The sequence below is a fragment of the Kribbella hippodromi genome, assembly GCF_039531045.1.
Taxonomy (GTDB): Bacteria; Actinomycetota; Actinomycetes; order Propionibacteriales; family Kribbellaceae; genus Kribbella; species Kribbella hippodromi.
The window spans coordinates 202,430-228,515 of sequence record NZ_BAAAPH010000002.1 but is presented as its reverse complement, the minus strand read 5'-3'; the positions used below and the strand labels follow the sequence as shown (position 1 = coordinate 228,515).

General features: G+C 69.8%; 26 protein-coding genes. 11 read left to right on the top strand and 15 right to left on the bottom strand.

Translation table 11 applies throughout. The annotated features are described in order from the left end of the window. Positions 1-106: 106 nt before the first annotated feature. Positions 107-1,342 (top strand): cytochrome P450 family protein, encoded by a 1,236-nt coding sequence (locus ABD260_RS03805; RefSeq protein ID WP_344231888.1) that lies wholly within the window; start codon positions 107-109, stop codon positions 1,340-1,342. Here the strand turns inward: ABD260_RS03805 and ABD260_RS03800 are convergent. Beyond that, complete coding sequence (locus ABD260_RS03800) at positions 1,302-2,534, bottom strand: hypothetical protein (RefSeq protein WP_344231887.1); 1,233 nt, start codon at positions 2,532-2,534, stop codon at positions 1,302-1,304. The genes ABD260_RS03805 and ABD260_RS03800 overlap by 41 nt on opposite strands. Further along, entirely contained in the window at positions 2,527-3,873 is a 1,347-nt protein-coding gene (locus tag ABD260_RS03795) for an MFS transporter (protein WP_344231886.1), read from the bottom strand. Before ABD260_RS03795 ends, ABD260_RS03800 begins: the two co-directional genes overlap by 8 nt. Before the next feature lie 62 nt (positions 3,874-3,935). On the opposite strand from ABD260_RS03795, the gene ABD260_RS03790 reads away from it, so the two are divergent. Beyond that, entirely contained in the window at positions 3,936-4,613 is a 678-nt protein-coding gene (locus tag ABD260_RS03790) for a TetR/AcrR family transcriptional regulator (RefSeq protein WP_344232096.1), read from the top strand. 18 nt (positions 4,614-4,631) lie between these two features. On the opposite strand, the gene ABD260_RS03785 is transcribed toward ABD260_RS03790, so the two are convergent. From ABD260_RS03785 to rimP, 7 genes are all read right to left on the bottom strand, one after another. Further along, complete coding sequence (locus tag ABD260_RS03785) at positions 4,632-5,474, bottom strand: LLM class flavin-dependent oxidoreductase (protein ID WP_344231885.1); 843 nt, start codon at positions 5,472-5,474, stop codon at positions 4,632-4,634. Between the two features lie 34 nt (positions 5,475-5,508). Further along, the gene (gene truB, locus ABD260_RS03780; protein ID WP_344232095.1) at positions 5,509-6,393 is read right to left on the bottom strand and encodes a tRNA pseudouridine(55) synthase TruB; all 885 of its coding nucleotides are present in this window, start codon (positions 6,391-6,393) and stop codon (positions 5,509-5,511) included. 14 nt (positions 6,394-6,407) lie between these two features. Continuing rightward, positions 6,408-6,848 carry a 30S ribosome-binding factor RbfA gene (rbfA, locus tag ABD260_RS03775; RefSeq protein ID WP_344231884.1) on the bottom strand — a complete coding sequence of 147 codons (441 nt, stop codon included), beginning with the start codon at positions 6,846-6,848 and terminating at the stop codon, positions 6,408-6,410. A gap of 114 nt (positions 6,849-6,962) precedes the next feature. Beyond that, entirely contained in the window at positions 6,963-10,400 is a 3,438-nt protein-coding gene (infB, locus tag ABD260_RS03770) for a translation initiation factor IF-2 (RefSeq protein ID WP_344231883.1), read from the bottom strand. 134 nt (positions 10,401-10,534) lie between these two features. Next, positions 10,535-10,828 carry a YlxR family protein gene (locus tag ABD260_RS03765; protein WP_344231882.1) on the bottom strand — a complete coding sequence of 98 codons (294 nt, stop codon included), beginning with the start codon at positions 10,826-10,828 and terminating at the stop codon, positions 10,535-10,537. Positions 10,829-10,873: 45 nt separating this feature from the next. Further along, positions 10,874-11,866: a transcription termination factor NusA gene (gene nusA / locus ABD260_RS03760; protein ID WP_344231881.1), complete on the bottom strand. Its 993-nt coding sequence runs from the start codon at positions 11,864-11,866 to the stop codon at positions 10,874-10,876. 1 nt (position 11,867) lies between these two features. Then, the gene (rimP, locus tag ABD260_RS03755) at positions 11,868-12,413 is read right to left on the bottom strand and encodes a ribosome maturation factor RimP (RefSeq protein ID WP_344231880.1); all 546 of its coding nucleotides are present in this window, start codon (positions 12,411-12,413) and stop codon (positions 11,868-11,870) included. 150 nt (positions 12,414-12,563) lie between these two features. Here rimP and ABD260_RS03750 point away from each other — a divergent pair, with 150 nt between their 5' ends. Together ABD260_RS03750 and ABD260_RS03745 are read left to right on the top strand one after the other, a co-directional pair. Next, positions 12,564-13,166 carry a cell division protein FtsK gene (locus ABD260_RS03750; protein WP_344231879.1) on the top strand — a complete coding sequence of 201 codons (603 nt, stop codon included), beginning with the start codon at positions 12,564-12,566 and terminating at the stop codon, positions 13,164-13,166. Further along, positions 13,163-13,570, top strand: a complete 408-nt coding sequence (locus ABD260_RS03745) for a DUF4439 domain-containing protein (protein ID WP_344231878.1) — start codon at positions 13,163-13,165, stop codon at positions 13,568-13,570. The genes ABD260_RS03750 and ABD260_RS03745 overlap by 4 nt, the downstream gene beginning before the upstream one ends. Here the strand turns inward: ABD260_RS03745 and ABD260_RS03740 are convergent. The 5 genes from ABD260_RS03740 to hisD form a co-directional block, all read right to left on the bottom strand. Further along, entirely contained in the window at positions 13,567-14,967 is a 1,401-nt protein-coding gene (locus ABD260_RS03740; RefSeq protein ID WP_344231877.1) for an alkaline phosphatase PhoX, read from the bottom strand. The genes ABD260_RS03745 and ABD260_RS03740 overlap by 4 nt on opposite strands. Before the next feature lie 124 nt (positions 14,968-15,091). Further along, positions 15,092-15,733, bottom strand: a complete 642-nt coding sequence (gene hisH, locus ABD260_RS03735; protein ID WP_344231876.1) for an imidazole glycerol phosphate synthase subunit HisH — start codon at positions 15,731-15,733, stop codon at positions 15,092-15,094. Next, positions 15,730-16,329, bottom strand: a complete 600-nt coding sequence (gene hisB / locus ABD260_RS03730) for an imidazoleglycerol-phosphate dehydratase HisB (RefSeq protein WP_184833685.1) — start codon at positions 16,327-16,329, stop codon at positions 15,730-15,732. The genes hisH and hisB overlap by 4 nt, the downstream gene beginning before the upstream one ends. Continuing rightward, positions 16,326-17,444: a histidinol-phosphate transaminase gene (locus ABD260_RS03725; RefSeq protein ID WP_344231875.1), complete on the bottom strand. Its 1,119-nt coding sequence runs from the start codon at positions 17,442-17,444 to the stop codon at positions 16,326-16,328. Before ABD260_RS03725 ends, hisB begins: the two co-directional genes overlap by 4 nt. After that, positions 17,444-18,769, bottom strand: coding sequence for a histidinol dehydrogenase (hisD, locus tag ABD260_RS03720; RefSeq protein WP_344231874.1), 1,326 nt, complete (start codon positions 18,767-18,769; stop codon positions 17,444-17,446). The genes ABD260_RS03725 and hisD overlap by 1 nt, the downstream gene beginning before the upstream one ends. Positions 18,770-18,939: 170 nt before the next feature. On the opposite strand from hisD, the gene ABD260_RS03715 reads away from it, so the two are divergent. The 3 genes from ABD260_RS03715 to ABD260_RS03705 are packed head-to-tail and all read left to right on the top strand — an operon-like array spanning position 18,940 to position 20,190. Continuing rightward, complete coding sequence (locus tag ABD260_RS03715; RefSeq protein ID WP_344231873.1) at positions 18,940-19,611, top strand: LON peptidase substrate-binding domain-containing protein; 672 nt, start codon at positions 18,940-18,942, stop codon at positions 19,609-19,611. A 40-nt stretch (positions 19,612-19,651) separates the two neighbouring features. Continuing rightward, entirely contained in the window at positions 19,652-19,888 is a 237-nt protein-coding gene (locus ABD260_RS03710) for a ribbon-helix-helix domain-containing protein (protein ID WP_184833695.1), read from the top strand. After that, on the top strand, positions 19,888-20,190 hold the full coding sequence (locus ABD260_RS03705; RefSeq protein WP_344231872.1) for a type II toxin-antitoxin system PemK/MazF family toxin: 303 nt from the start codon (positions 19,888-19,890) through the stop codon (positions 20,188-20,190). Before ABD260_RS03710 ends, ABD260_RS03705 begins: the two co-directional genes overlap by 1 nt. Positions 20,191-20,202: 12 nt before the next feature. Here the strand turns inward: ABD260_RS03705 and ilvD are convergent, their stop codons facing one another. Further along, positions 20,203-22,053, bottom strand: coding sequence for a dihydroxy-acid dehydratase (ilvD, locus tag ABD260_RS03700; protein WP_344231871.1), 1,851 nt, complete (start codon positions 22,051-22,053; stop codon positions 20,203-20,205). Positions 22,054-22,177: 124 nt separating this feature from the next. Between ilvD and ABD260_RS03695 the strand changes: the two genes are divergently transcribed. The 4 genes from ABD260_RS03695 to ABD260_RS03680 all read left to right on the top strand — a co-directional run bounded on the left by ABD260_RS03695 (position 22,178) and on the right by ABD260_RS03680 (position 26,084). Then, a complete protein-coding gene (locus ABD260_RS03695; protein WP_344231870.1) occupies positions 22,178-23,041 on the top strand; it encodes a helix-turn-helix domain-containing protein in 864 nt (287 codons plus the stop codon). Next, a complete protein-coding gene (locus ABD260_RS03690) occupies positions 23,023-23,439 on the top strand; it encodes a VOC family protein (protein WP_344231869.1) in 417 nt (138 codons plus the stop codon). Before ABD260_RS03695 ends, ABD260_RS03690 begins: the two co-directional genes overlap by 19 nt. A gap of 59 nt (positions 23,440-23,498) precedes the next feature. Further along, positions 23,499-25,331 carry a DNA helicase RecQ gene (recQ, locus tag ABD260_RS03685; RefSeq protein ID WP_344231868.1) on the top strand — a complete coding sequence of 611 codons (1,833 nt, stop codon included), beginning with the start codon at positions 23,499-23,501 and terminating at the stop codon, positions 25,329-25,331. Positions 25,332-25,508: 177 nt separating this feature from the next. Next, complete coding sequence (locus ABD260_RS03680) at positions 25,509-26,084, top strand: dihydrofolate reductase family protein (RefSeq protein ID WP_344231867.1); 576 nt, start codon at positions 25,509-25,511, stop codon at positions 26,082-26,084. Positions 26,085-26,086 lie beyond the last annotated feature (2 nt).

Here is a 26,086-nt window from a genome sequence, read left to right as displayed (position 1 = left end):
TGACACATCAGCTGATTGTGCAGAACCAGTTGTGCCCGCGTCGATGGCGCCGTGTAATGAGGCACGCTCGTGACGCAGCGTGCCTCCTTCGGCAGCAGAGGATGACATGACGACCACTCTTCCGTCCTTTCCCGCTCTCGACGAAAATCCCCTCGACACCTGCATCCGGCTCCGGGAGATCGGCCCGGTCGTCGAGGTCGAGTTCCCCGGCGGCGTGCCCGCCTACCTGGCGCTCACCCACAACGCGGTCCGGGAGATCCTGGCCGGTGACAACACGACGTTCCTGCGCGATCCGCAGCACTGGCCCGCGCTGCACGACGGCACGATCCCGGCAGACTGGCCGCTGCGCGCGATCATTCAGGGTGGTCACCTGGCCACCGTCGACGGCGGGGACCACCGGCGGCTCCGCGGCCTGGTCGGCAAGGCGTTCACGCCGGCCCGGGTGCAGACGCTCGAGCCGCGGATCCAGGCCATCATCGACGGCCTGCTGGACGACATCGTGGCGGCCGGCGACGCGGTCGACCTGGTGCCGGCGTTCACCGAAGCCTTGCCGATGTGGGTGATCTGCGAGCTGTTCGGCGTACCGAGCGAGGATCGGTCTCGACTGCGGAACTGGACTTCGGCCCTGCTCGCGCACACCACTCCGCCGGAGGTGGCGTTCCAGACCCAGAACGAACTGCAGGCCTATCTGCACGCGCTGGTGGTCAGTAAGCAGCAGGAGCCGGCCGACGACCTCACGAGCGCACTGGTCAAGGCCCGCGACGACGGCGACGCGCTCAGCACCGACGAGCTGGTCGGCATCCTCTGGCTGATGCTCGTGGCCGGCCATGAAACCACGGTTCACCTGCTGGGGTACGCGATCGTGGCGCTCGCGCGGAACCCCGCCCAACTCGCTCTGGCCAAGGCGGAGGATCGCTGGGCGGACGTCGTCGAGGAGACGCTGCGCTACCGGCATTCGGTGATGATGACGTCGTTCCGGTTCACCGCGGCGGACGTCACCATCGCGGGCGTCGACATCCCGAAGGGCAGCGCGGTGGGTGTGGTCTACCAGGCGACCGGGATCGACGAGGACGAGTACGGCGAGTCCGCGAACCGGTTCGACATCACCCGCACCCAGACCGGCCACCTCGGCTTCGGCCACGGACCGCGCTACTGCATCGGCGCTCCACTGGCCCGACTGGAGAGCCGTCTGGCCCTGGCCAGCCTCTACCGCCGCCTGCCTGACTTGGCCCTGGCCGTCGACCCGGACGACATCCCCTACTCCCCGTCCTTCTTCACCATCGGCCCCCTCACCGTCCCGGTCATCCTCGGCCAACCAGCCGATGCCAACCCTCCGGGGTGAGGGTGTGGGGTGGGACTCCGCTGCCGCCGAGGGGCTTCCAGAGGGCGGGTGAGATCAGCAGGCAGGCGGTGATCGCGATCAGGAAGGCGGCGCCGATGCGGTCCTCGCGGAGCGGCAGCAGTTCCTCCGTGCTCCCGGCATACCAGCCGCGGCGGCGTACGGCGGCCAGCAGCTCCCGGACGATCGCCCGCCGGCCGCGACCGACCTCCGCGTGCCGCAGGATCGCCATCAACAGCATGTGCGTACGCACACCAGGATGCGCAACCGGAAGGGGACCCGGCTTCCCGCCACGGGACACGGTCAGCCAGCGGTCGACCAGCTGGGCGCCGGCGAGCTCGGCGTTCACCGGCTCGACGAGCCGCGGATTGACGTCGATGTAGCGGGGTTGATCCTCCTCGTCCAGGATCGCGTCGATCGACAACGGGCCGTGCCACCGGAGTTCCTCGCCGAGCCGGATCAGGTGCTCGATCACATCCGGGCGGCGGACCGATTCCTTCGCGGACGCGCTGCCCTGTACGCCCTCGCGCCGGCGGATCGCCGTGTGCGCGCCGACCAGCCGGCCGTGGTCGTACACCGCCTGCACCAGCAGCAACGAGCCGGACAGCGGCTGCTGGATCAGGACCACACCACCGGCCGCGAAGTTCGCCCGGACAGCAGACAGGTCGGCGATCTCCGTCAGCTGCGCCGCGTCCTCCGCCAGCCAGACGCCGCGGCTGGATGTTGCTACCGGCAACTTGATGTAAGCGGGCAGCAAATCGGTGGCCAGGAGCTCGGCCGCGCTGTGCACCAGCCGAGTAGCCGGCTGGGGCAGGCCGAGCCGGTCGAGCAGGTCGGCCGCGGCGGCCTTGTCCTGAAGCACTCGGACCGCGGCGAACGGTGGCACCGCAAGTCCGGCCAACGCGCCGAACTCGTCGGCGAACCGGGACAGCGCCACCAATTGCTCGTGCGTCGGCAGCACCACGTCGTACTCGGTGCTGGTCAGGACCTCCCGAAGACGGTCGAGGTAGGCAATCGGATCGGCCGCGAAGGGCGGGCTCGAGTACCGGCGGCGGACCCAGCGTGATCGGGCGGTGAGCGAAACTCCCCCGGTGTGCAGGACATCGACGGTGTGACCGTGGCGGCCGAGCACAGTCAGTACTTCGCGCGCGGAGGCACTGGTCGCTTCGGTCAGCAGTACACGCAGCTCAGCCATGGGACACCTCCGGCCGGGGCGCGGCGACCAGCGTGACGGCGCCGGCCACCAGGAAGACAAGAATCGACAGCCACGCCAGGCGGTAGTTGCCGGTCCACTGCAGCACCAGGCCGAAGGCGGCCGGGCCGAGGAAGCCGAGACAACGGTTGACTGTCTCGAAGATGCCGACGTACTCAGGGACGCGATCGGCCGGCACCAGCCGGATGAACACCGAGCGGGAGAGCGCGTACGTACCGCCGACCACCAGGCCCGCGCTGACGCACAACGCGAGGAATCCGCCGAACCAGCCGGCCGGAAGTACGCCGCCGGTGATGATGACCGCGCACCAGAACAGTACGGAGCCGATCAGCACCGCGCGGCCGCCGTACCGTTCGGCGACCCGTCCGAGTGCCGCCGTGCCGACGACCGCGGCGAACTGGACCACCAGCACGGCGACGATCACCTGATCCAGCTCGAGCCGGAGCGCCTCGACCGCGTACGTCCCGACCAGGCCCGTGACGGCCTGGACACCGTTGAAGTAGAGCAGGAACGCGACCAGGAACCAGCCTGCGGCCGGGTACTGGCGGAGGTCGCGCAAGGCCCGGGCGAGCAGTCGGTACGAGCCGATCCGGGCTGCGGCGGGTGTCGTGGCGGGGGTTGTGGCGGGGGCGCCGTACCCGCGGAGCAGCATCACGGAGAGCGCGCCGAAGACCAGCCACCACAGCCCGGCGGTCATCATGATGATCCGGATCGCTTCGCTCTCGGTCAGGCCGAGCCGATCGTGGCTGTTGTAGACGATCAAGTCGACGACCAGGATCAGCCCGGCGCTGAGGAACCCGGCAGCGGAGGCCTCGGCCGACGTACGGTCCTGGCGCTCCGGTGGCGCGATCACCGGCAGGTACGTGTTGCAGACCGTGATCGAACCGCCGAGGGCGATCGTCGCCAGGACGAAAAGCGCGCCGCCGAGCAGGTAGTCGGTTTCGCCGATCGTGTACATCGCGGTCGCCGCGCCGCCGCCGATCAGCAGCAGTACGCCGAGCAGGCGGCCCTTGTGGTGGCGTGTGGTGAGCGCGGCGGCGGTGGGCAGGACGAAGATCTGCAGGAAGACCGACAAGCCGATCACGAACGGTACGTACGACGCGGCGGAGATGCTGAGGCCGAGTGGATGGACCGACCCATCTGGGCCGGCGGCGGCGCGGGCGGCGTCGGTCAGGTACGGGCCGAAGAAGACGGACGTCACGCTGGTGGTGAAGACGGAGTTGGCCCAGTCATAGCCGTACCAGCCGAGCCGGGCCCGGCGGGCCGAGCGCCAGGACGGCGGAGCGGCGGGCGCGGCCGCCGGTGGGGAGGGAGTCGTCATGGGCGGCACTATACAGTGTATTTACAGTGTAAATATGGCGTATAGTGCCGGGCGTGGAGGACATGAGACAGACCATCCTGGCGGCGGCGCTGGCGATCGCCGACGAGCGCGGGCTGGAAGCGGTGTCGATGCGCGCGGTCGGATTGAAGGTCGGGCTGAGCGCGATGGCGCTGTATCCGCACGTGTCCAGCAAGGACGCGCTGCTCGACGGCATGGTCGAACTACTACTCACCGAGCTGGTTCCACTGGCCGACGCTCACCACCCGGCCGAGGACGGGGAGGCGGCTGGTGGAGCGTCCGGCGGTGCCGTGGGCGATGGTGGGGAGGAGTGGTGGTTGCGGTTGGTGGCGTTGGCTCAGGCTGCGCGGAAGTTGGCCGGTAAGCATCCGAGTGCGTTCACGCTGCTGCTGTCCCGGCCGTCGGTGACGCCGGAGGCGCTCCGAGCCACGGACGCGCTGTACCAGACCATCCTGGACGCCGGCGTGCCCGACGATCAGGTCGCCCGGGTCGAGCGGTTGCTCTCCACCTTCGTGATGGGCTTCGCCGCCTCCGAAGTCAACGGCCGCTTCGGGCGCGGGACGCTGACCCCGACCTCCCGGCGTACGCAACTCGCCCCCGCCCAGCTACCTGCGCACTACCGCTTGGCGCCGCACCTGGACGACGAGATCGACTTCAACGCCGAGTTCGAAGCCGACCTCGCGGACCTCCGCGTGCTGCTGGAAAGCATGCGCCGTAAGTAACCGCCCCGCAGGCGGGCATCAGTCGATGCGGGGTGGGCCGGCTTTCAGGCGTTGTTCGGCTGCGGGCCGGGTGACCGCGTGGTCCAGGGAGGACCAGTCGGCGTCTATCCACCAGGTGGCGCCGGCGTCGGACCAAGGGCGTACGGTATCGGCCGCCTTGGGATCGTCCGCGCGGGTCGTGCCCTCGGCGACGACGTCGTAGTTGTCCATTGTCAGGCCGTGGGCGCGCCGCTCGGTTGCGATCCACTCGACGCCCTGCGCGAGCAGCTCGGGCGTCAGCTCAGCGCCGCCGACCACGTTCGGCAGCCAGCCGTCCTGCAATGCCGCGCGGCGCATCGACTTCGGGGCCGGCCAGCCGCCGACCACCCAGGTCGGCACCCGCGGCTGCTGCACCGGCGGTGGCGGCGCCGGTGGCGTCAGCTCGGCCGGCATCGTCGCCCGGAAGTGCTTCCCGGTGAAGTCGAACGGCTCGTCGCGCCACAGGTGCGGCAGCATCGCCAGCGATTCGTCCATCAGCTCCGCGCGGACCTTCCGCCCCGGATCGTCCTCGAACAGCCAGAACCGCTGATCCCCTGTCACCCCCAGGCCGACCGACAGGATGACCCGCCCGTTGCTGAGGTTGTCGACGGTCGAGACTTGCCCCGCGACATCCCACGGTTTTCGCCGTGGCAGTGGCGTGAGCATGGTCCCGAGCCGAATCCGCTCGGTCGTCATCGCGGCTGCGCCGAGCATCACCCAGGCGTCCATCCCCCAGATCGACTCCCAGACGAAGAACCCGTCCCAACCGTGCGCTTCCGCGAGCACCGCCAGCTCGGCCGCGTCGCGGGCATCTCCGTACGCCATCACGAATCCGTATTTCATGGCTCAGCACCGTACGCCGGGCCACCGACAGTTCTCAGCTGACGAAGACCGCCGTCGGTTTCGCCACCGGCCCGTGCAGTTCGTACAGCGCCAGGAACGTACCGTCCGGCGCGAACATCGCCGTCTGCCCGGCGGCCAGCGCCACCCCGGTCAGCGGCCGTCCGGTCCGGATCGCCGCCGCCTGCGCCGCATCGGCGTCGTACCGCGGAAAGGTGCCGGCGGCAACCTCCGCGATCGGTAGCCAATCGAAGGATTCGGCCAGCGATTCCAGCGTGTGCGCCGTACTCAGCCCGAACGATCCCACCCGCGTACGCCGAAGCGCCGTGAGATGACCGCCAACGCCGAGCTCAGCGCCCAAGTCGCGGGCGAGCGCCCGGATGTACGTACCGCTGGAGCAATCCACCGAGACATCGACCGAGATCCCGGTCTCGTCGGGGCGTACGTCGAGAATGTCGTACCGCGACACGGTCACCGCCCGTGCCTTCAGGGCGACCTCCTCCCCCGCGCGCACCCGCTCGTACGCCCGGCGGCCGTCGACCTTGATCGCGGACACCTTCGACGGCACCTGCGAGATGTCACCGCGGAAGCCGACCACGGCCGCCGCGATCGCCTCGGCGGTCACGCCGTCGACCGGTGCGGTCTCGAGGACCTCGCCCTCGGCGTCATCGGTGGTCGTGGTCGCACCGAGCCGGATCGTCGCGTCGTACGACTTGTCGGCCAGCTGCAGATGACCGAGCAGCCGGGTGGCGCGGTTGATGCCGACCACGAGCACGCCGGTGGCCATCGGGTCCAGCGTGCCGGCGTGGCCGACCTTGCGGGTTCCGGCCAGCCGGCGAATCCGGGCGACGACGGTGTGGGAGGTCAGTCCGGCCGGCTTGTCGACGACAACGATGCCGTCCGACGCCGGCGTGAATTCCAGACTCAACGGAATGCTCAGTCGTCCTCGTCCTCGGCCTCGTCGTGCGGCCGCTTGTACGGGTCCGCCTCGCCGGCCGGCTTGGCACCGGCGGCCGACTTCGCCACCTCGGCGTCCGCGCTCCGGGCCTTCTCGAGCAGCTCCTCGATGTGCCCGGCCGTCTCCGGCACGGCGTCCAGGAAGAACGCCACGCTCGGCGTGTGCCGGAGCCCGAGCGCCTTGCCGACCTCGCTGCGGATCAGCCCCTTGGCCGATTCCAGCGCCGCGGCCGTCGACATCCGCGCCTGCTCGTCGCCGTACACCGTGTAGAAGATGCTGGCCTCGCGCAGGTCACCGGTCAGCCGGGCGTCCGTCACGGTGACGAATCCCAGCCGCGGGTCCTTGACCCGGCGCTCGAGCAGCTCCGCGACGAGCACCTGGATCCGGTCGGCCAGCTGCTTCGCCCTTGCTTCACCCATCAGGGCTCACTCCCTCGTTCATGAACAACGTCCGGAGAGACCGCGGTCTCTCCGGACGCTACTCCTCGGTGACCCGGTCCGGGTCACCGACTACCTGTTACCGCTCGGCACCACTCAGCTGCGCGGCTTCTCCCGAAGCTCGAACGCCTCGACCACGTCGCCGATCTTGATGTCGTTGTAGTTGTTGATGGTCAGACCACACTCGAAGCCCTCGCGGACCTCGGACGCGTCGTCCTTGAACCTCTTCAGCGACGACAGCTCGGTGTTGTCGACGATCACCGCGCCGTCCCGGATCAACCGGACCTTGGCGTTCCGCTTGAGCAGACCGCTGGTCACCCAGCAACCGGCGATGTTGCCCACCTTCGAGGAGCGGAAGATCTCCCGGATCTCGGCCTGGCCGAGGGTGACCTCCTCGTAGATCGGCTTCAGCATGCCCTTCAGGGCCGCCTCGATGTCGTCGATCGCCGAGTAGATGACCGAGTAGTACCGGACATCCACGCCCTCGCGCTCGGCCAGGTCACCGGCCTTGCCCGCCGGCCGCACGTTGAAGCCGATGATGACGGCGTTCGACGCGATGGCCAGGTTGACGTCGTTCTCGTTGATCGCACCGACGCCGCGGTCGATGATCCGCAGGTTGACCTCGTCGCCGACCTCGATCCGGACCAGTGCGTCCTCGAGGGCTTCGACCGAACCCGACACGTCGCCCTTCAGGATCAGCAGCAGCTCCTGCGCCTCGCCCTTCTCCATCGAGGCCATGAAGTCCTCGAGGGTACGCCGGGCCCGGCGCTTGGCGTTGGCCGCCGCCCGGGCGCGGGCTTCGCGCTTCTCGGCGATCTGCCGTGCCATCCGGTCGTCGTCGACCACCAGGAACTTGTCACCCGCACCTGGTACCGCGGTCAGACCGAGGACCAGGACCGGACGCGACGGGGTGGCTTCCTCGACCGGGTCGCCGTGCTCGTCGAGCATGGCCCGGACCCGGCCGTACGCCGGACCGACCACCATCGAGTCGCCGACCCGGAGCGTGCCGCGCTGCACCAGCACGGTCGCCACCGGACCACGGCCCTTGTCCAGGTTCGCCTCGATCGCGATGCCCTCGGCGTGCATCTTCGGGTTGGCCCGAAGATCCAGCGCCGCGTCCGCGGTCAGTACGACACCCTCGAGCAGGCCCTCGATGTTGATCCGGGACTTGGCCGAGACGTCGACGAACATGGTGTCGCCGCCGTACTCCTCGGGGACCAGGCCGTACTCGGTCAGCTGACCGCGCACCTTGGTCGGGTCCGCCGCCGGGACGTCGATCTTGTTCACCGCGACCACGATCGGGACCCCTGCCGCGCGGGCGTGGTTCAGCGCCTCGATCGTCTGCGGCATCACGCCGTCGTCGGCCGCGACCACCAGGATGACGATGTCGGTGGCCTGCGCACCACGGGCACGCATGGCGGTGAACGCCTCGTGACCCGGGGTGTCGACGAAGGTGATCGCCCGCTCCTGGCCGTCCACCTCGGTCGTCACCTGGTACGCACCGATGTGCTGGGTGATACCGCCGGCTTCCTTGGCCTGGACGTTCGCCATCCGGATCGCGTCCAGCAGCTTCGTCTTACCGTGGTCGACGTGACCCATCACGGTCACCACCGGCGGCCGCGGAGCCAGGTCGGTCTCGTCGCCCTCGTCGTTGCCGAAGTCGATGTCGAACGACTGCAGCAGCTCGCGGTCCTCGTCCTCCGGCGAGACGATCTGGACGTCGTAGTTCAGCTCGGTACCGAGCAGCTCGAGCGTCTCCTCGTTCACCGACTGGGTGGCAGTCACCATTTCACCGAGGTGGAACAGCACCTGCACCAGCGACGCCGGGTCGACTCCGACCTTCTCGGCGAAGTCCGTCAGCGACGCGCCACGGGGCAGCTTGACGACCTCGCCGTCACCGTGCCGGACGCGGACGCCACCGACCGCCGGAGCCTGCATGTTGTCGAATTCCTGGCGCTTCGCCCGCTTCGACTTCCGGCCACGACGAGCCGGACCACCCGGACGCCCGAAGGCACCCTGGGTCCCGCCCCGGCCCCGGTTGCCCGGACCCGGACGGCCACCGCCACCACCGGGCGGGCCGCTCGGGCCGCCACCGGGACGGAAACCGCCGCCGCCACCGCCGCCACCGCGCGGACCGCCACCCGGGCCTCCGCCCGGCCGGCCGCCGCCACGGTTGCCACCGGGGCCGCCGGAACCACCGGGACCGCCACCGGGACGACCGGTGAAGGTACCCGCCGAAGACTTCGGCATCATCGCCGGGTTCGGACGCGGAGCGCCCGGTACACCGCCACTCGGGCGCGGCCGGTCGTTACCGCCGCCACCACCCTGCCGGTTCTGCGGCGGACGCGGGGCCATCCCGGCCGGGCTCGGAGCCTGCCGGTCGCCGCCGCCACCCTGGCCACCCGGACCCGGGCGGCCACCACGCTGCATGCCCTGGGTCGAGCTGAACGGGTTGTTGCCCGGACGCGGTGCACCCGGACGCGGGGCACCACCGGGACGAGGTGCGCCCGGACGCGGCGCGCCGCCACCCTGGCCACCCTGCTGCGAGCCACCCGGACGCGGTGCACCCGGACGAGCTCCCGCACCCGGTCCACCCGGACGCGGAGCCGAACCCTGACCACCTGGACGCGGGGCCTGACCGCCGGGGCGCGGGCCGGAGCCCTGACCACCTGGACGCGGACCCGGACGGGCCGCGGTGTCGCCACCCGCACGGGCGGTGTCGCCACCCGGACGGCGCGGACCCGGAGCCGGAGCACCCGGGGCCGCCTTCGCAGCCGGAGCCTCGAACGACGGCGTCGCCGACGACGCGGCACTCCCGCCGGCCGGAGCCGACCCATCGCGCGTACCGTCAGCCGGTGCGGCCGAGCCGGTGGTACCCGGCGTGGCCGAGCCTGTACCCGGAGTGACCGAGCCGATTCCTGAGCCAGCTGAACCGGCACCCGAGGTGCCCGTCGCAGCGGAGCCCGAGTCGGTGCCGCTCGGCGCCGCCGAACCGCCTGCCGCCGGAGCGGAGGCAGCTGCTGCCGAGTCGGCCGTAGCGGCCGAACCGCCCGTGGAGGCGGCCGGAGCGGACTCCGCCGGGGTCTCCTGCCGCGGACCCGGCTTCGGGCCCGGACGCGGACCCGGGCGGGCGCCCGGCGTCGCACCGGGCACGGCCCGGGACGGCGCCGAAGCGCCGGAGCCCGAGGTGCCGGACGAGACCGGCGAGCCGGTCTGCGCGGCCGCGTCGGACTGCGTCGCGGCGCCCGGCGAAGCCGCGGCGCGCTCGGCCGGAGTGGACTGTGGTGCCGACGGCGCGGGGGCGACCGGTGCGGTCGCCTGCGGCGCGGCAGACGTGCTGGCAGCGGCCTTCTTGGCCGTGCGCTTCTTCGGCGGGTTCTTCTCGAACTCCTCCGCCAACCGCCGGACGACAGGTGCCTCGATCGTCGAGGATGCCGACCGGACGAACTCGCCCATGTCGTTCAGTCTGGTCAGAACGACCTTGCTGGTAACTCCGAGCTCTTTCGCGAGCTCGTAGACCCGGACCTTTGCCACTACTCTCCCTCTGGTCCGAGCCTGGGCGCGGACCGTTAGTTGACGTACATGCTCATCGCATTGCACTCATCGTTCGACACTCATCGAGTGGTCATGAGTCGATGACCCGCCTTCATGTCGGTCACACGGTCCGGTCAGACCGTGCGTACATCTTGACTATCACGCTGCGCGAGGTACTCCTGCAGCCCGGTCACAGTCAGCGGCCCCGGGACCTTGAAGGCCCGGGGGAACGCCTTGCGCCGGACGGCAAGCTCGAAACACTCGGTCGTGGGGTGCAGATGCGCTCCACGACCAGGCGCTCGATGCCCGGGATCCGGGAGGACAAGTCCTCCGGACACCGTCATCCGCAGCAGGTCAGCCGGGCTGGACCGCTTCCGGCACCCGATACAGGTGCGCTCCCGAATCCTGCCAGGACGCGCGTCTGTCACTTCTTCCTCAGGGTGTCGTTGCGACTCAGTCGACCGACCGAGGTATCAGTCTACCTTCTCGCCAGTATCAGTCACATCGGTATCCGGCCGGATGTCGATCCGCCAGCCCGTCAGCCGGGCCGCGAGCCGCGCGTTCTGGCCCTCCTTGCCGATCGCGAGCGACAGCTGGTAGTCGGGAACGACCACCCGCGCCGCCCGGGCCGCGGCGTCGACCACCTCGACCGACGTCACCTGCGCCGGCGACAGCGCATTCCCGACGAAGGTGGCCGGGTCGTCGCTGTGGTCGATGATGTCGATCTTCTCACCGTGCAGCTCGTGCATGATGTTGCGTACCCGCTGGCCCATCGGCCCGATGCAAGCACCCTTGCCGTTCACGGACGGGTTCAGCGTACGGACCGCGATCTTGGTCCGGTGCCCCGCCTCCCGCGCGATCGCGGTGATCTCGACGGTGCCGTCGGCGATCTCCGGGACCTCTAGGGCGAACAGCTTCTTGACCAGGTTCGGGTGCGTCCGGCTGACCGTGATCTGCGGGCCCTTGAAGCCCTTCCGGACGCCGACGACGTACACCCGCAGCCGGGAACCGTGGTCGTACTTCTCCCCCGGCACCTGCTCCGGCGCCGGCAGCACGGCCTCGATCTTGCCCAGGTCGACCATCACCGAGCGCGGGTCGCGGCCCTGCTGGACCACGCCGGAGACGATGTCGCCCTCCTTGCCGGAGAACTCGCCGTACCGCACCTCGTCCTCGGCGTCGCGCAGCCGCTGCAGGATGATCTGCTTCGCGGTGGTGGCCGCGATCCGGCCGAAGTCTGCCGGGGTGTCGTCGTACTCGCGCGCCACCGTGCCGTCCTCGGCCAGCTCCCGCGCGAACACGGTCACGTGCCCGGTCTTGCGGTCCAGCTCGGCCCGGGCGTGCTGCTCGGCACCCTCGGTCCGGTGGTACGCGACCAGCAGCGCCTGCTCGATCGCCTCGACCACGACGTCCAGGGAGATGTCCTTCTCCCGTTCCAGCGACCGCAGCACGGCCATGTCGATGTCCATGTCAGTTCTCCTCCACCGTGCCGTCGGCAGGTGTTTCTACGCCGTCAAATGTCTCAGTGTCGTTGCCGGCAGCCCGGTTGAATTCGATCTGGACCTTGGCCTTCGCCACGTCCGCGTACGCGACGCTCTGCCGCTTGCCGTCCACGTCCAGCTCGGCCGCCTCCTCGGAGACGTCCTTGATCCGGCCGGTCAGCTTGCCGCCCTCGGTCATCGTGACCGCGACCAGCCGGCCCTTGTTGCGGCGCCAGTGCCGGGGCAGCGTGAGCGGCCGGTCCACGCCGGGGCTGGAAACCTCCAGCGTGTACGCGCCCTCGCCCATGATGTCGTCGGTGTCCAGCGCCTTGGAAATCGCCCGCGTCACCTCGGCGACGTCGTCCAGGCTGATCCCGCCGTCGCGGTCGACCAGCACCCGCAGCAACCGGCGGCGGCCGGCCGGCGCGATGTCAGCGGCCTCCAGGTCGCAGCCGAACTGTTCGACGATCGGCCGCAGGAAGTTCTCGAGGCTCGTGGTGTCCGTGTGGCCCGGAGGGGTTTGCTTTCGGCTCACAGGTTGACCTGCCTCTCTCCAGTTGTGCACCCGTTCCGTCCCCGGCGGTCGGCCGAGGGCAGTAGCCCACCCTATCCGTCCGATCCTCCGATCCGGGTCACCGGCTCGTCCCAGGGCGGTGATGGGCGCGTCACCGGGTATCGTTCCGGCGTGCCCGAACGCCGCCTGCTCCAGCCATCGCCGAGCCGCCGAACGCTCAGCCGGCGCGCCTTGACCCAGGCAGCCGTCGTGACCGTCGCCCTCGGGCCCGGCGCGACCATGCTGGCCGGGTGCAAGGACGACCCCTCCGCCGGGTCCGGTGGTTCCGGGAACGGCAGTGGGGCGAACGGAACGACCACTTCACCAGGGCCGACCGGGGAGACACCGACCGTCGACCCGGCAGTCGTCGCAGCGCTCAGCACAGCGGCTACTCAGGTGACTCAATTGTCCCAGCTCTACGCAAACGTGAGCCGGAAGTTCCCGGCGCTCCGGGCGCAGCTGGCCGCGGGCGCGAAGTACCACGTGAGTCATTTGGCCAAGCTGAAGGAGACCGCGGGCGTCACCGCGAAGGCGGCCGCGCCGCTGGCGGTCGGCGCGACCTCGCAGGCCGCCCTGGCCGCGATCGCGAAGCAGGAGCAGGCCACCGCGACGATTCACGCCACGGCCGCCGCCAAGCTGTCCGGCGCCCCGGCCCGTCTCCTCGCCGAGCTCGCCGCCGCCGAAACCCAGCTCGGCACCACCCTGGCTCCGGTCAAGAAGAAGGACAAGTCGTGAATCAGGCTGATGCCCTGCAGGCCGCGCTCGCCGGTGAGCATGCCGCGTTGTACGGGATCGGGGTGGCCGGCGGGAAGTTCAACGGGGCGCGGTTCCGGGATGCGACCGATCTCTTCGGGGAGCACCGCGACGCCCGGGACCAGCTGAGCGCGTTGATCGTTGCCGCCGGTGCGACCCCGGTCGCGGCCGAACCGGCGTACGACCTGCCGGCCGCCGTCACCAACGTGGCGACGGCGGCGGCGCTGATCCTGGTGATCGAGCGCCGGATCGCGGCCGTGTACGGCGACCTGGTGGAGGCCGCCGAACAGGCCCCGGTGCGGGCGTTCGCGATCGAGCGACTGCTCGCATCCGCGACCGCCCAGCTCACCTGGGGCGGCGCACCGGTCGCCTTTCCTGGCGCTTAGCGGCGGCGGCGCCAAGGGCCGGTGATCGCGTACGTGATCCCCGGTGAGTACACGTTGAAGAACATCGTCCGCCCGTCCGCGGCGAACCCGGCGCCGGACAACTCGCCGTACGCGGGCTTGTCCGCGGTGCCGGTGTTCACCCGGTTGCGGGCGAACTTGAACACCTCGCCGTCCTCGGTCGTGCCCAGGATGTGCTGCTCGCCGAGCCCGTCCTCGCACATCATCAACCCGCCGTACGGCGACATCGTGATGTTGTCCGGGGCATCGAACTCGGGATCGTCCGAGCCGGGCTTCGGCCGGGTGAAGATCACTTCCAGCCGGAGCGTGCGCTTGCGCGGATCCAGCCGCCAGACCTGACCGTCGTGATCGACCTTCGGACCCAGCTCGGTCCGCGCGAAGGACGAGACGAAGTACACGCACCGGTCCAGGTCGCCCCACCAGCACCCTTCGAGCTTGTACCCGCCGGTGATCGGCTTGGCGTAGTCCTGCGCCCGGACCGACTCGCTCTTCGCCAGCGGGTCCGGCACGGTCACCCACTGCACGTCGTGGAACTCGGTGCCGGCTTCCTGCACCACCGACAGGTCCGGCAGGCCGGGGATGTGCATCGCCTGCAGCTCGCCACCGGCGCGGAGCGTGCCCCAGCCGCCGCGCGGACGGTTCGGGAGGAAGCGGTAGAAGCCGCCCAGCGGCGCGACGAACGCGTCCTCGGTCTCGTAGACGATCCCGGTCCGCGGGTCGATCGCGACCGCCTCGTGCTGGAACCGGCCCATCGCGGTCAGCGCGACCGGGTTCGCGTTCCGGCGGTCGTCGTACGGGTCGACCTCGAAGATGAATCCGTGGTCCTTGGTGTAGCCGCTCTCCCCGGCCTTGAGCTCGGTCTCCTCGCACGTCAGCCAGGTACGCCAGGGAGTGTGCCCGCCGGAGCAGTTGATCGCCGTACCGCCGAGGCTGACGTACTCCTTGCTGGTCGCGTTGTGCCGGTCCACGACCAGCGTGCTGGTCCCGCCGGCGCCGCCCGGGTCATACGTTCGATCGGCCGGCGCGACGACCTTGATCTTGGTGGTCGGGCTGCATTCGTGGTTCCGGACCAGGCGCGAACCGCCGTTGCGGTCCGGGAAGACGCCCATCCCGTCGAACCGGCTCGGGATCTGCAGGCCGTCGGGGCGTACGGTGCCCTCGCGGGACAGGATCTTGTAGCTGAACCCGCGGGGCAGATCGAGCATGCCGGCCGGGTCCTCGATCAGGGGGCCGTACCCGATCTTCGGACCGGACGTGCCGAGTGCGGGCTGCGCCGTGTACAGCGCGTCCACCGACCCGGCCACGCTGACCGCTACCCCGGCCGCGGCGGCACGGCCGACGAACTGACGTCTTGACAGGGAACTGGAGTTTTCGGGCACGGGCGGTCTCCTCGCTCGATGACAAGCAGTGGTGACCAGTGAACGTACGGTAAACAACAACCCAACGGCAAGTGAACGAGTGTCACTCACTCACCACGAGCGCAATCAGCCGCGGCCCAGCCGGCTACAGCGAGCGGACCCAGTTCTCCAGCAGGGTGGCGCCGGCGTCGCCGGACTTCTCCGGGTGGAACTGGGTGGCGGTCAGCGGGCCGTTCTCGACCGCGGCGACGAACTTGTCACCGCCGTAGGTGGTCCAGGTGACCCGCGGCGCGACCGACTCGCGGGCGTCGGTGAGCTCCCAGCGGCGGACCCCGTACGAGTGCACGAAGTAGAACCGTTCCTTCTCGATGCCCTCGAACAGCGTCGTCCCGGCGGGTACGTCGACTGTGTTCCAGCCCATGTGCGGCACCGGCTGGGCGTCCTCCGGCTGCAGCCGCTCGACCGTACCCGGCCACTGCTCGCAGCCGTCGGTTTCGACGCCATGCTCGATCCCGCGCGCGAACAGGATCTGCATGCCGACGCAGATCCCGAGCACCGGCCGGCCACCGGTCAGCCGACGGTCGACCACGACATCACCGCGAACCGCCGTCAGCCCGCTCATGCAGGCCGCGAACGCACCGACGCCAGGCACCAGCAAACCGTCGGCATTGCAGGCCGCGTCGAAGTCGGCGGTCACGGTCACGTCGGCGCCGACGCGTTGCAGCGCCCGCTCCCCCGACCGGATGTTGCCCGATCCGTAGTCGAGCAGGACAACCTTCTTCGTCACAGGGCGCCCTTGGTGGACGGGATGCCCGGCTGCCGCGGGTCCAGCTCCGCAGCGGCCCGCAGCGCCCGCGCGAACGCCTTGAACTGCGCCTCCACGATGTGGTGCGGATCGCGCCCGGACAGCACCCGGATGTGTACGCAGATCGCCGCGTTGAACGCCAGCGTCTCGAACACGTGCTGGGTCAGCGATCCCGCGTAGTCCCCGCCGATGATCGCGTACACCTGTCCTTCCGGCTCGCCGGTGTGCACGCAGTACGGCCGGCCGGACAGGTCGACCGTGCAGTGCACGAGCGCCTCGTCCAGCGGTACGGTCGCGTCGCCGAAGCGGCGGATGCCGCGCTTGTCACCGAGCGCCTCGCGGAGCGCCTGGCCGATCCCGATCGCGGTGTCCTCGACGGTGTGGTGCGCGTCGATCTCCAGGTCGCCGACCGTGTTCACGTGCAGGTCGAGCAGCGCGTGCTTGGCCAGCGCGTTCAGCATGTGGTCGTAGAACCCCACGCCGGTGGAGATGTCGGCCCGGCCGGTGCCGTCGAGCTCCAGCTCGACCAGCACCTTGGACTCACTCGTCTCGCGGTCGATCCGCGCACTGCGCGTCATGTCTGCCTTCCCACGTCGGACTTGAGGATGCGCTCCAGTGAAGCGCGGAACGCGGCCATCTCCTCGCCGGTCCCGATCGAGACCCGGAGCCAGCCGGCCGGGCCGGTCTCGCGGATCAGCACGCCGTCGTCCAGCAGCGCCTGCCAGACCGCGTGCCGGTCCGCGAACGTACCGAAAAGAACGAAGTTCGCGTCCGAGTCGACCGCGCGCAGCCCGACCGACCGCAGCCAGTCGACGGTCTCGTCGCGCTCGACCCGAAGCTGCTCGACCCGGCCGAGCAACTCGTCGGAGTGCCGCAGCGCGGCCCGCGCGACCGCCTGCGTCACCGCTGACAGGTGGTACGGCAACCGAACGATCCGTAGCGCGTCGACGAACTGCTTGCTGGCGGCAAGATATCCGACCCGGCCACCGGCCATCGCGAACGCCTTCGACATCGTCCGCGCGACCGCGAGATTCGGGTACGCGGGCAGCAATGAGACCGCACTGGGCGTACCGGTCCGGCGGAACTCCGCGTACGCCTCGTCCACCACGACGACCGATCCGAGCGCGGCCGCCTGCGCCACGATCGCCTCGGTCACCTCGATCGGCAGCGCCGTACCGGTCGGGTTGTTCGGTGAGGCGAGCAGCACGACCGACGGGCGATGCCGCGAGATCGCGGCGATCGCCTTGCTGCGGTCGAGCGTGAAGTCCTCGGCCCGGCGGCCGGTCACCCACGCGGTGTTGGTGTCCCGCGCATACTCCGGGTACATCGAGTAGGTCGGGGCGAAGGACAGCGCCGTACGCCCCGGGCCGCCGAAGGCCTGCAGGATGTGCAGCATCACCTCGTTCGACCCGTTGGCCGCCCAGAGCTGCTCCGGCTCGAGTTGTGCGCCGGACTCACGCCCCAAGTACGCCGCGAGGTCCGCGCGCAACCCAAGGAACTCGCGGTCCGGGTAGCGGTTCATCCCCCGCGCCGCGACCGCGACGTCGGCGGCGATGTCCGCGACGGCGCGTTCGCTCGGCGGGTACGGGTTCTCGTTGACGTTCAGCAGCACCGGGACGTCGAGCTGTGGGGCGCCGTACGGCTCGAAGCTCTTCAGCTCCTCGCGGATCGGCAGCCCGTCGAAGGCCCCCATCAGCTCTCCCCGGGGAAGCGCGCCGACACCGCCGCGCCGTGGGCGGGCAGGTCCTCGGCGTGCGCCAACGTCCGCACGTGGCCGGCGACCTCGTGCAGCGCGTCGCGGGTGTAGTTCACGACGTGTACGGCCTTGAGGAAACTGCGCACCGACAGGCCGGACGAGTGACAGGCGCAACCAGCCGTCGGGAGCACGTGGTTGGACCCGGCGCAGTAGTCACCCAGTGAAACCGGCGACCAGCTGCCGACGAAGATCGCGCCCGCGTTGCTGATCCGGCCGGCCCGCTCCTCGGCGTCGACGGTCTGGATCTCCAGGTGCTCAGCGGCGTACGCGTCCACGAACGCGGTGCCCTGATCAAGATCATCGACCAGTACGACGGCCGACTGCTGCCCTTCGAGTGCTTCGGTGACCCGATCGGCGTGCTTGGTCCGAGCGACCTGGACCGGCAGCTCGGCTTCCACCTGTGCGGCCAGGGTTTCCGACGGCGTGACCAGAACGCTCGCGGCCATCGGGTCGTGCTCGGCCTGGCTGATCAGGTCGGCGGCAACGTGCTTCGGGTCGGCGGTGTCGTCGGCCAGGATCGCGATCTCGGTCGGACCGGCCTCGGAGTCGATCCCGACCTCACCGAGCAGCGCCCGCTTCGCGGCGACCACATAGATGTTGCCCGGACCGGTGATCAGATTGACCTTGCGGCAGCCGTCAAAGCCGTACGCGAAACCGGCGATCGCCTGCGCGCCACCCATCGCATACACCTCGTCGATCCCGAGCAACGCACAAACGGCGAGCACGGTCGGGTGCGGCAGGCCGCCGAAGTCCTTCTGCGGCGGGGACGCGACGGCCAGCGACGGCACGCCCGCGACCTGCGCCGGCACCACGTTCATCAGCACCGACGACGCCAGCGGCGCGCGGCCGCCCGGCACGTACAGGCCGACGCGCTGGACCGGGACATAGCGCTGGGTCACCCGCCCGCCGGGCGCCGGCTCGGAGACGACATCGGCGGTCAGCTCGTCCTCGCTGACCGCACGGACCCGACGGATCGATTCCTCGAAGGCGCTGCGCACCTCGGGGTCGAGCTCCTCCAGGGCAAGCTTCAGGGCGCCGGCCGGAACCCGCAGGTCCTCGACCCGGACCTGGTCGAACTTCTCGCCGTACTCCCGGATTGCCTCGAGGCCGCGATGGCGGACGTCCAGGCAGATGGGTCGGACGACGTCGAGAGCCTTCTCGACGTCGAACACGGCTCGGGGGACGAGGGCATGCACTTCGGCTTGGAGGTCGGTAACCTCTCCGGCCGCCACTCGGCCCCGCAGGTCGACGCGGCGAATCATGCCGTCAGTCTAGTGCCGCCCGGCCCCCGGCCCGACCGGGATATCCACAACCCGGTCGGGCCGGGAACCGCGCGACGTACTGACCGTCGGCCTTGCGGGCGGCCGAATCGCTGTACGAGCCGGGCCGGTCACCGGCCGTGATCCAGGCGGCGGTCGACTAGGCTCGTCGTATGGACTCCCGCCTGCCGTTGCTCACTGTCGACACGGTGGTGTTTCCCGGGCTGGTGCTGTCGATTCCGGTCACCGACGTCCAGGGCCGCGCGGTGGTCCGGGACCTGGTCGAGAACGGTGGCGAACTGGTCTGCGGCGCGCTCGCGGTCCGGGACGGGTATGAGCTGGGTGAGCGGGTGTTCCGGTCGCTGTACGGGACCGGCTGCGCGGCGACGATCTCCGAGGTCGCACTCGACCCGGACGACGACGGACCGGTCGAGGTGACGCTGACCGGCAACCGGCGGTTCAAGGTGGCCGAGCTGGACGGCAGCGGCGACTACCTGGTCGCGGACGTCGAGTGGCTGGAGGACGATCTCGGCGACGACCCGCTGGGTACGGCGACGATCGCGCTGGCGCGGTTCCGCAAGTACGCGGAGGCGATCAGCGAGATCAGCCTGCCCGGACTGCATCTCGGCGAGCTCCCGGACGATCCCGGCACGCTCTCGTACCTGATGTCGGCCGCGATGAAGCTGATGACGCCGGAGCGGCAGAAGCTGCTGGAGGCGCCGGACGTGACCACCCGGCTGGCCCAGGTGATCGGCCTGATCGACAGCGAGCTGGCGGCGATCACCGCGCTCCCGTCGCTGCCCGCCGCCGACCTGATCAGCTGGTCCAGCCTCTCCCCCAACTGAGGCGCTACCAGATTGAATCCCACGGCGGTATGGTCGTGGTATGAGCAAACAGATCACCGTCCGGTTGCCGGACGACCTGGTCGACTTCATGGACGAGCTGGTCGCCACCGACAAGGCCACCAGCCGGGCGTCCGTGGTCGCCCGGGCGATGGAACGTGAACGCCGCCGCGAGCTCGCCGCCCGCGACCTGGCCATCCTGACCGAACACGGCGACTACCCCGACTTCGACGGCCTCGCGCCCGCCGCGGCCGGCACCGTCCTCAGCGACCTCGATTGATGCGGCCGCTGCACATCGCCCGGCTGGACAAACCGCGGCCGGTGGTGGTGCTGACCCGCGAACTGATCCGCCCGCGGCTCAGCAACGTCACGGTCGCCCCGATCACCAGCACGATCCGCGGCCTGTCCACCGAGGTGCTGGTCGGCCCGGACAACGGCCTGGACCACCCGAGCGCGATCTCCTGCGACAACATCCAGACCATCCCGAAGGCGCAACTCGGCCGCCTGATCGGGTACCTCCACCCCGACCAGGAACCACTCCTGGCCGAGGCGGTGAACCTGGCCTTCGACCTCGAGTTCTAGCGGTCTGAGGTTTCAGCCCAGTTTGGAGACATCGCGGACCGCGCCCTTGTCGGCGCTGGTCGCCATCGCGGCGTACGCCCGCAGTGCCGCGCTGACCTTCCGGTCCCGGTTCTTCGGCGCGTACACGCCACCGAGCGCGGCCTCCCGCTCGGCCAGCTCCTGCTCCGGCACCAGCAGCTCGATCGACCGGTTCGGGATGTCGATCCGGATCCGGTCGCCGTCCTGGACCAGCGCGATCGTGCCGCCGGCCGCCGCTTCGGGCGAAACGTGGCCGATCGACAGGCCGGACGTACCGCCGGAGAAGCGGCCGTCGGTGACCAGCGCGCACACCTTGCCCAGGCCGCGGCCCTTCAGGAAGGACGTCGGGTACAGCATCTCCTGCATCCCCGGCCCGCCCTTCGGACCCTCGTACCGGATCACGACGACGTCGCCGGGAGTGACCTGCTTGGCCAGGATCTTCTCGACGGCCTCGTCCTGCGACTCGCACACCACCGCGGGACCTTCGAACGTCCAGATCGACTCGTCCACACCGGCCGTCTTCACGACACAGCCATCGACGGCCAGGTTGCCCTTCAGTACGCCGAGGCCGCCGTCCTTCGAATAGGCATGCTCGCGGTCGCGGATGCAGCCACCGGCCGCGTCGGTGTCCAGCGTCTCCCAGCGCTCGGACTGCGAGAACGCCTGCGCGGACCGCTTGCAGCCCGGCGCCGCGTGCCACAGCTCGACCGCCTCCGGCGACGGCGAACCGCCGCGCACGTCCCAGGTCTTCAGCCAGTCGTCGATCGAGTCGCTGTGCACGGTGTGGATGTTCTCGTTCAGCAGGCCGGCCCGGTGCAGCTCGCCGAGCAGCGCGGGGATGCCGCCGGCCCGGTGCACGTCCTCCATGTAGTACGTGCCGCCGGGGGCGACGTTCGGCGCGACCTTGGCCAGGCACGGCACCTTGCGGGAGACCGCGTTGATGTCGTCCAGGTCGAAGTCGACCTCGGCCTCCTGCGCGGCGGCCAGCAGGTGCAGGATCGTGTTCGTCGAGCCACCCATCGCGATGTCCAGCGCCATCGCGTTCCCGAACGCTTCCTTGGAGGCGATGTTCCGCGGCAGCACGGTCGCGTCGTCGTTGTCGTAGTACCGCTTGGTGATCTCGACGACGGTCCGGCCGGCCTTCTCGTACAGGGCCTTCCGGGCGGTGTGGGTGGCCAGGACCGAGCCGTTGCCCGGCAGCGACAGGCCGATCGCCTCGGTCAGGCAGTTCATCGAGTTCGCGGTGAACATGCCCGAACAGGAACCGCAGGTCGGGCAGGCGTTCTCCTCGATCCGCAGGATGTCGGCGTCGGAGACGTTCTCGTTCACGGCCTCGGACATCGCGTCGACCAGGTCCAGCTTGCGCACGGTCCCGTCCACCAGCGTCGCCCGGCCGGCCTCCATCGGGCCACCGGAGACGAACACGGTCGGGATGTTCAGCCGGAGCGCGGCGTTCAGCATGCCGGGGGTGATCTTGTCGCAGTTCGAGATGCAGACCAGCGCGTCCGCGCAGTGCGCCTCGACCATGTACTCGACCGAGTCGGCGATCAGGTCCCGGGACGGGAGGCTGTAGAGCATGCCGCCGTGACCCATCGCGATCCCGTCGTCGACGGCGATCGTGTTGAACTCGCGGGCGATCCCGCCGGCCGCGTGAATCGCCTCGGACACGATCCGGCCGACCGGGGCGAGGTGGGTGTGACCGGGGACGAACTCGGTGAAGCTGTTCGCTACCGCGATGATCGGCTTCCCGAAGTCCTCCCGGGCTACCCCGGAGGCCTGCATGAGCGCGCGGGCGCCCGCCATGTTGCGGCCGTGGGTGACAGTTCGGGACCTCAGAGCAGGCACGACTACATCTCCTCGCTAGGTGTTACGTATCTCCCGATAGTGCCACGCCCGTCCGGATGGCGGTACGTCGGTCCCGGATTCTGGAGGGCGTGTTTCTGTCCGTGGATCGCTCTAGCCTGAGGGCATGGTCGGGATGGAGCATCGGACGCGGTCGGTGCATCCCGCCCTGCAACCGTACGTGCGCGACCTGAGCGGTTATGCGTACGCGGGTGACGCGCCCGATCTGCATCGTGGTCTGCCGTCGCGCTACCTCACCCTCGTCATCACGCTCGACGATCCACTCGGAGTCGCCTGGCCGGGTGGGCCGGTGGAGAAGTACGACGCGGTGATCGGCGGCCTGCATTCGACGGCGGTGCATGTCGGCACGACGCCGAGCCGCGCCGGCGTCCAGGTCTCGCTGACCCCAGCCGCCGCCCGTCCGCTGCTGGGCCTGCCGCCGGGTGAGCTGGCGTCGCTCAACGTCGGGCTCGACGAGCTGCTCGGCCGGCCCGCGCGGGTGCTCACCGAGCAGCTCCGGGAGGCAACGAGCTGGGACGAGCGGATGGATCTGATCGAGCGGCTGTTCCTCGCGCACCTCTCCCGCGAGCGTGCGCCGGGGAGAGCCGCGCGGCCGGAGGTCGGGTGGGCCTGGCGGCGGCTGTGCACGACCGACGGCACGATCGGCATCCAGGAGCTGGCCGCCGAGGTCGGGTGGAGCCGGCGGCATCTCACCGACCGGTTCACGTCGGAGTTCGGGCTGGCGCCGAAGGTGGCGGCGCGGGTGCTGAGGTTCGAGCGCGCCACGCGGCAGCTGCGGCTGCGACCGCAGACCCGGCTGGGCGAGCTGTCAGCCGCGGTCGGGTACGCGGACCAGGCGCATCTGACCCGTGAGTTCCAGGCGATCGCGGGCTGCTCACCACGGCAGTGGATGAACGAAGAGCTCCCAAACCTTCAAGACTGCCCGCCGCCGGGAGCGGCAGAGTCTGAGGTATGGACAAGCAAAATGTGATCGGAGTTTGGCCCACTCTGCTGTACCGGGACGGGCAGGCAGCACTGAAGTTTCTTACCGACGGGCTCGGCTTCACGGTCACCGCCTCGTACCCAGGCGCGCCCGCGGGATCGATCGCGCATGCCGTGCTGACCTGGCCGGCCGGTGGCGGGATCATGGTCAGCTCGGTGGACGCGAAGCCGGAACCGGACGAGTTCAGCGAGCTGGCCGGGCAGATCCATTCGGTGTACCTGGTGCACGACGACCCGGACAGCCTGTTCGGGCACGCGGTCGGTGCGGGCGGCGTCGTGGTCCGCGAGCTGCATGACACCGACTACGGATCGCGGGACTTCACCGTGCGCGATCCGGAGGGAAACCTGTGGAGCGTCGGCACGTATGCGGGTGAGCTCGCCGAGTAATCCACAGGTTCCGGTGCGCGGGTCGGCATCGGCGGCGCGAGCTCATTAGACTCGCCTGGGTGAGCGAGACAACCGAACTGCCCGATTCCGAAGCCCTTCAGGTCCTGCGGCGGGTGTTCGGCTATGACGCCTTTCGTGGTGCGCAGGCCGAGATCATCGACACCGTGGTCGCGGGCGGCGACGCGCTCGTCCTGATGCCGACCGGCGGCGGCAAATCGCTCTGCTACCAGATCCCGTCGCTGGTGCGCTCCGGCGTCGGCGTGGTGATCTCGCCGCTGATCGCGCTGATGCAGGACCAGGTCGACGCGCTCACCGCGCTGGGCGTCCGGGCCGGATTCCTGAACTCGACCCAGGACTTCGAGCAGCGGCGCGACGTCGAGCAGGCGTTCCTGGCCGGTGAGCTCGACCTCTTGTACCTGGCGCCGGAGCGGCTGCGCGTCGAAGGAACCGTGCGGCTGCTCGACCAGGGCAAGATCGCCCTGTTCGCGATCGACGAAGCGCACTGTGTGTCCCAGTGGGGTCACGACTTCCGGCCGGACTACTTGATGCTGTCCGAGTTGCACGAGCGCTGGCCGGACGTGCCGCGGATCGCGTTGACGGCAACGGCGACCGAGGCGACGCATCGGGAGATCGCGACCCGGCTGAAGCTCGATGACGCGAAGCATTTCGTCGCAAGCTTCGACCGGCCGAACATCCAGTACCGGATCGTCCCGAAGGACAGTCCGCAGCGCCAGTTGCTCGACCTGCTGCGTACTGAACACGCGGGCGACGCGGGCATCGTGTACTGCCTGTCGCGGAACAGTGTGGAAAAGACCGCTGCTTTCCTGACCCAGAACGGGATTGAAGCGGTGCCGTACCACGCCGGTCTGGACAGCCGGACCCGCGCGGCGAACCAGTCGCGGTTCCTGCGTGAGGACGGGCTGGTGGTCGTCGCGACCATCGCGTTCGGGATGGGCATCGACAAGCCGGACGTGCGGTTCGTCGCGCATCTCGATCTGCCGAAGTCCGTCGAGGGGTACTACCAGGAGACCGGTCGCGCCGGGCGGGACGGGCTGCCCTCGACCGCCTGGCTCGCGTACGGGCTGCAGGACGTGGTGCAGCAGCGGAAAATGATCGACACGTCCGAGGGCGATCTCGCGCACCGGCGACGGCTCGGCTCGCATCTCGACGCGATGCTCGCGTTGTGCGAGACCGTGCAGTGCCGGCGATCGCAACTCCTCGCGTACTTCGGTCAGCACGGCGACGCCTGCGGCAACTGTGACACCTGCCTGACCCCGCCGGAGTCGTGGGACGGGACGATCGCGGCGCAGAAGCTGCTCTCGACGGTGTACCGGCTGCAGCACGAGCGCGGGCAGAAGTTCGGCGCCGGGCAGCTGATCGACATCCTGCTCGGCAAGGAAACCGAGAAGGTCAAGCAGTTCCGGCACGATCAGCTGACGGTGTTCGGCATCGGGACCGAGCTGAAGGACGCCGAGTGGCGGGGCGTGATCCGGCAGTTGCTGGCATTGCGGATGCTCGCGGTCGAAGGTGATTACGGCACGCTCGTACTGACCGAGGACAGCGCCGAAGTGCTCGGCCGGCGGCGCGAGGTGATGATGCGGCGCGAGCCGGAGCGCGTCCGGAACAGGTCGTCGGCGAAGTCGGGCGGCAAGAAGGCAGCTGTCGATCTGCCACCCGAGGCGGCGCCGGTGTTCGAGCGGTTGCGGGCCTGGCGAGGGGCCACGGCGAAAGAGCAGGGCGTACCGGCGTACGTCATCTTCCACGACGCGACGCTGCGGCAGATCGCGACCGACCTGCCGTCGTCCTTGTCCGAGCTCGGCAAGATCAGCGGCGTCGGCGAGAACAAACTGGCCAAGTACGGCGAAGGCGTACTGGAGGCTCTAGTGTCCTGAGTCGGAAGTTCGGCGTGAGATTTCGGTGGTCAGGTGCGTGCATCGGGGTGCTTGGTCAGTGGCCTCGATGCGGAGCATCGTGGGCGCTGGGCAAGTGCCGCGAGGTGCGTGCCTGGGCGCCGAAAGCACCGTCGAACTTCCGACTCAGGACACTAACGTCAGAGGAGTGAAACGCTGATGTCCGCTGCGGTGTTGTTGATGTCGATGTCCGTCGACGGGTACGTCGCGGGGCCGAACGACCGGCCGGGAAATCCGGGCGGCGACGACTTCATGCGACTGCACGAGTGGTACCAGGACGCGTCCGGCGCGGTCGGCCGGCCCGAAGGCGCTGCCGGGGCGATCTGGGACGAGTTGAACGCGACCGGGGCGGTCGTGGTCGGTCGGCGTACGGCGGAGCAGGTCAATTACTACGGCGGCGACCATCACGGCGTACCGATCTTCGTCGTCAGTCATGCTCCGGCGCCGGACGCGGTGGCTGGGCACGAGAAGGTGCGGTTCGTCGGCGATGTCGAGACCGCGATCGCGCAGGCGAAGGCGGTCGCCGGGGACAAGGACGTGCTCGTCCACGGCGCACTGACCGCGCGGAGTGCGCTGGCGGCGGGCGTACTGGACGAGTTGCAGATTGATCAGGTGCCGGTGTTGTTCGGCGGTGGGTTGCGGTTGTTCGACGTGTTGCCGCGGCGGATCGAGCTGGAGATCGTCCGGGTGATCGACACACCGCAGGCAACGCATCTTCGCTACCGGATTCGTTAGGT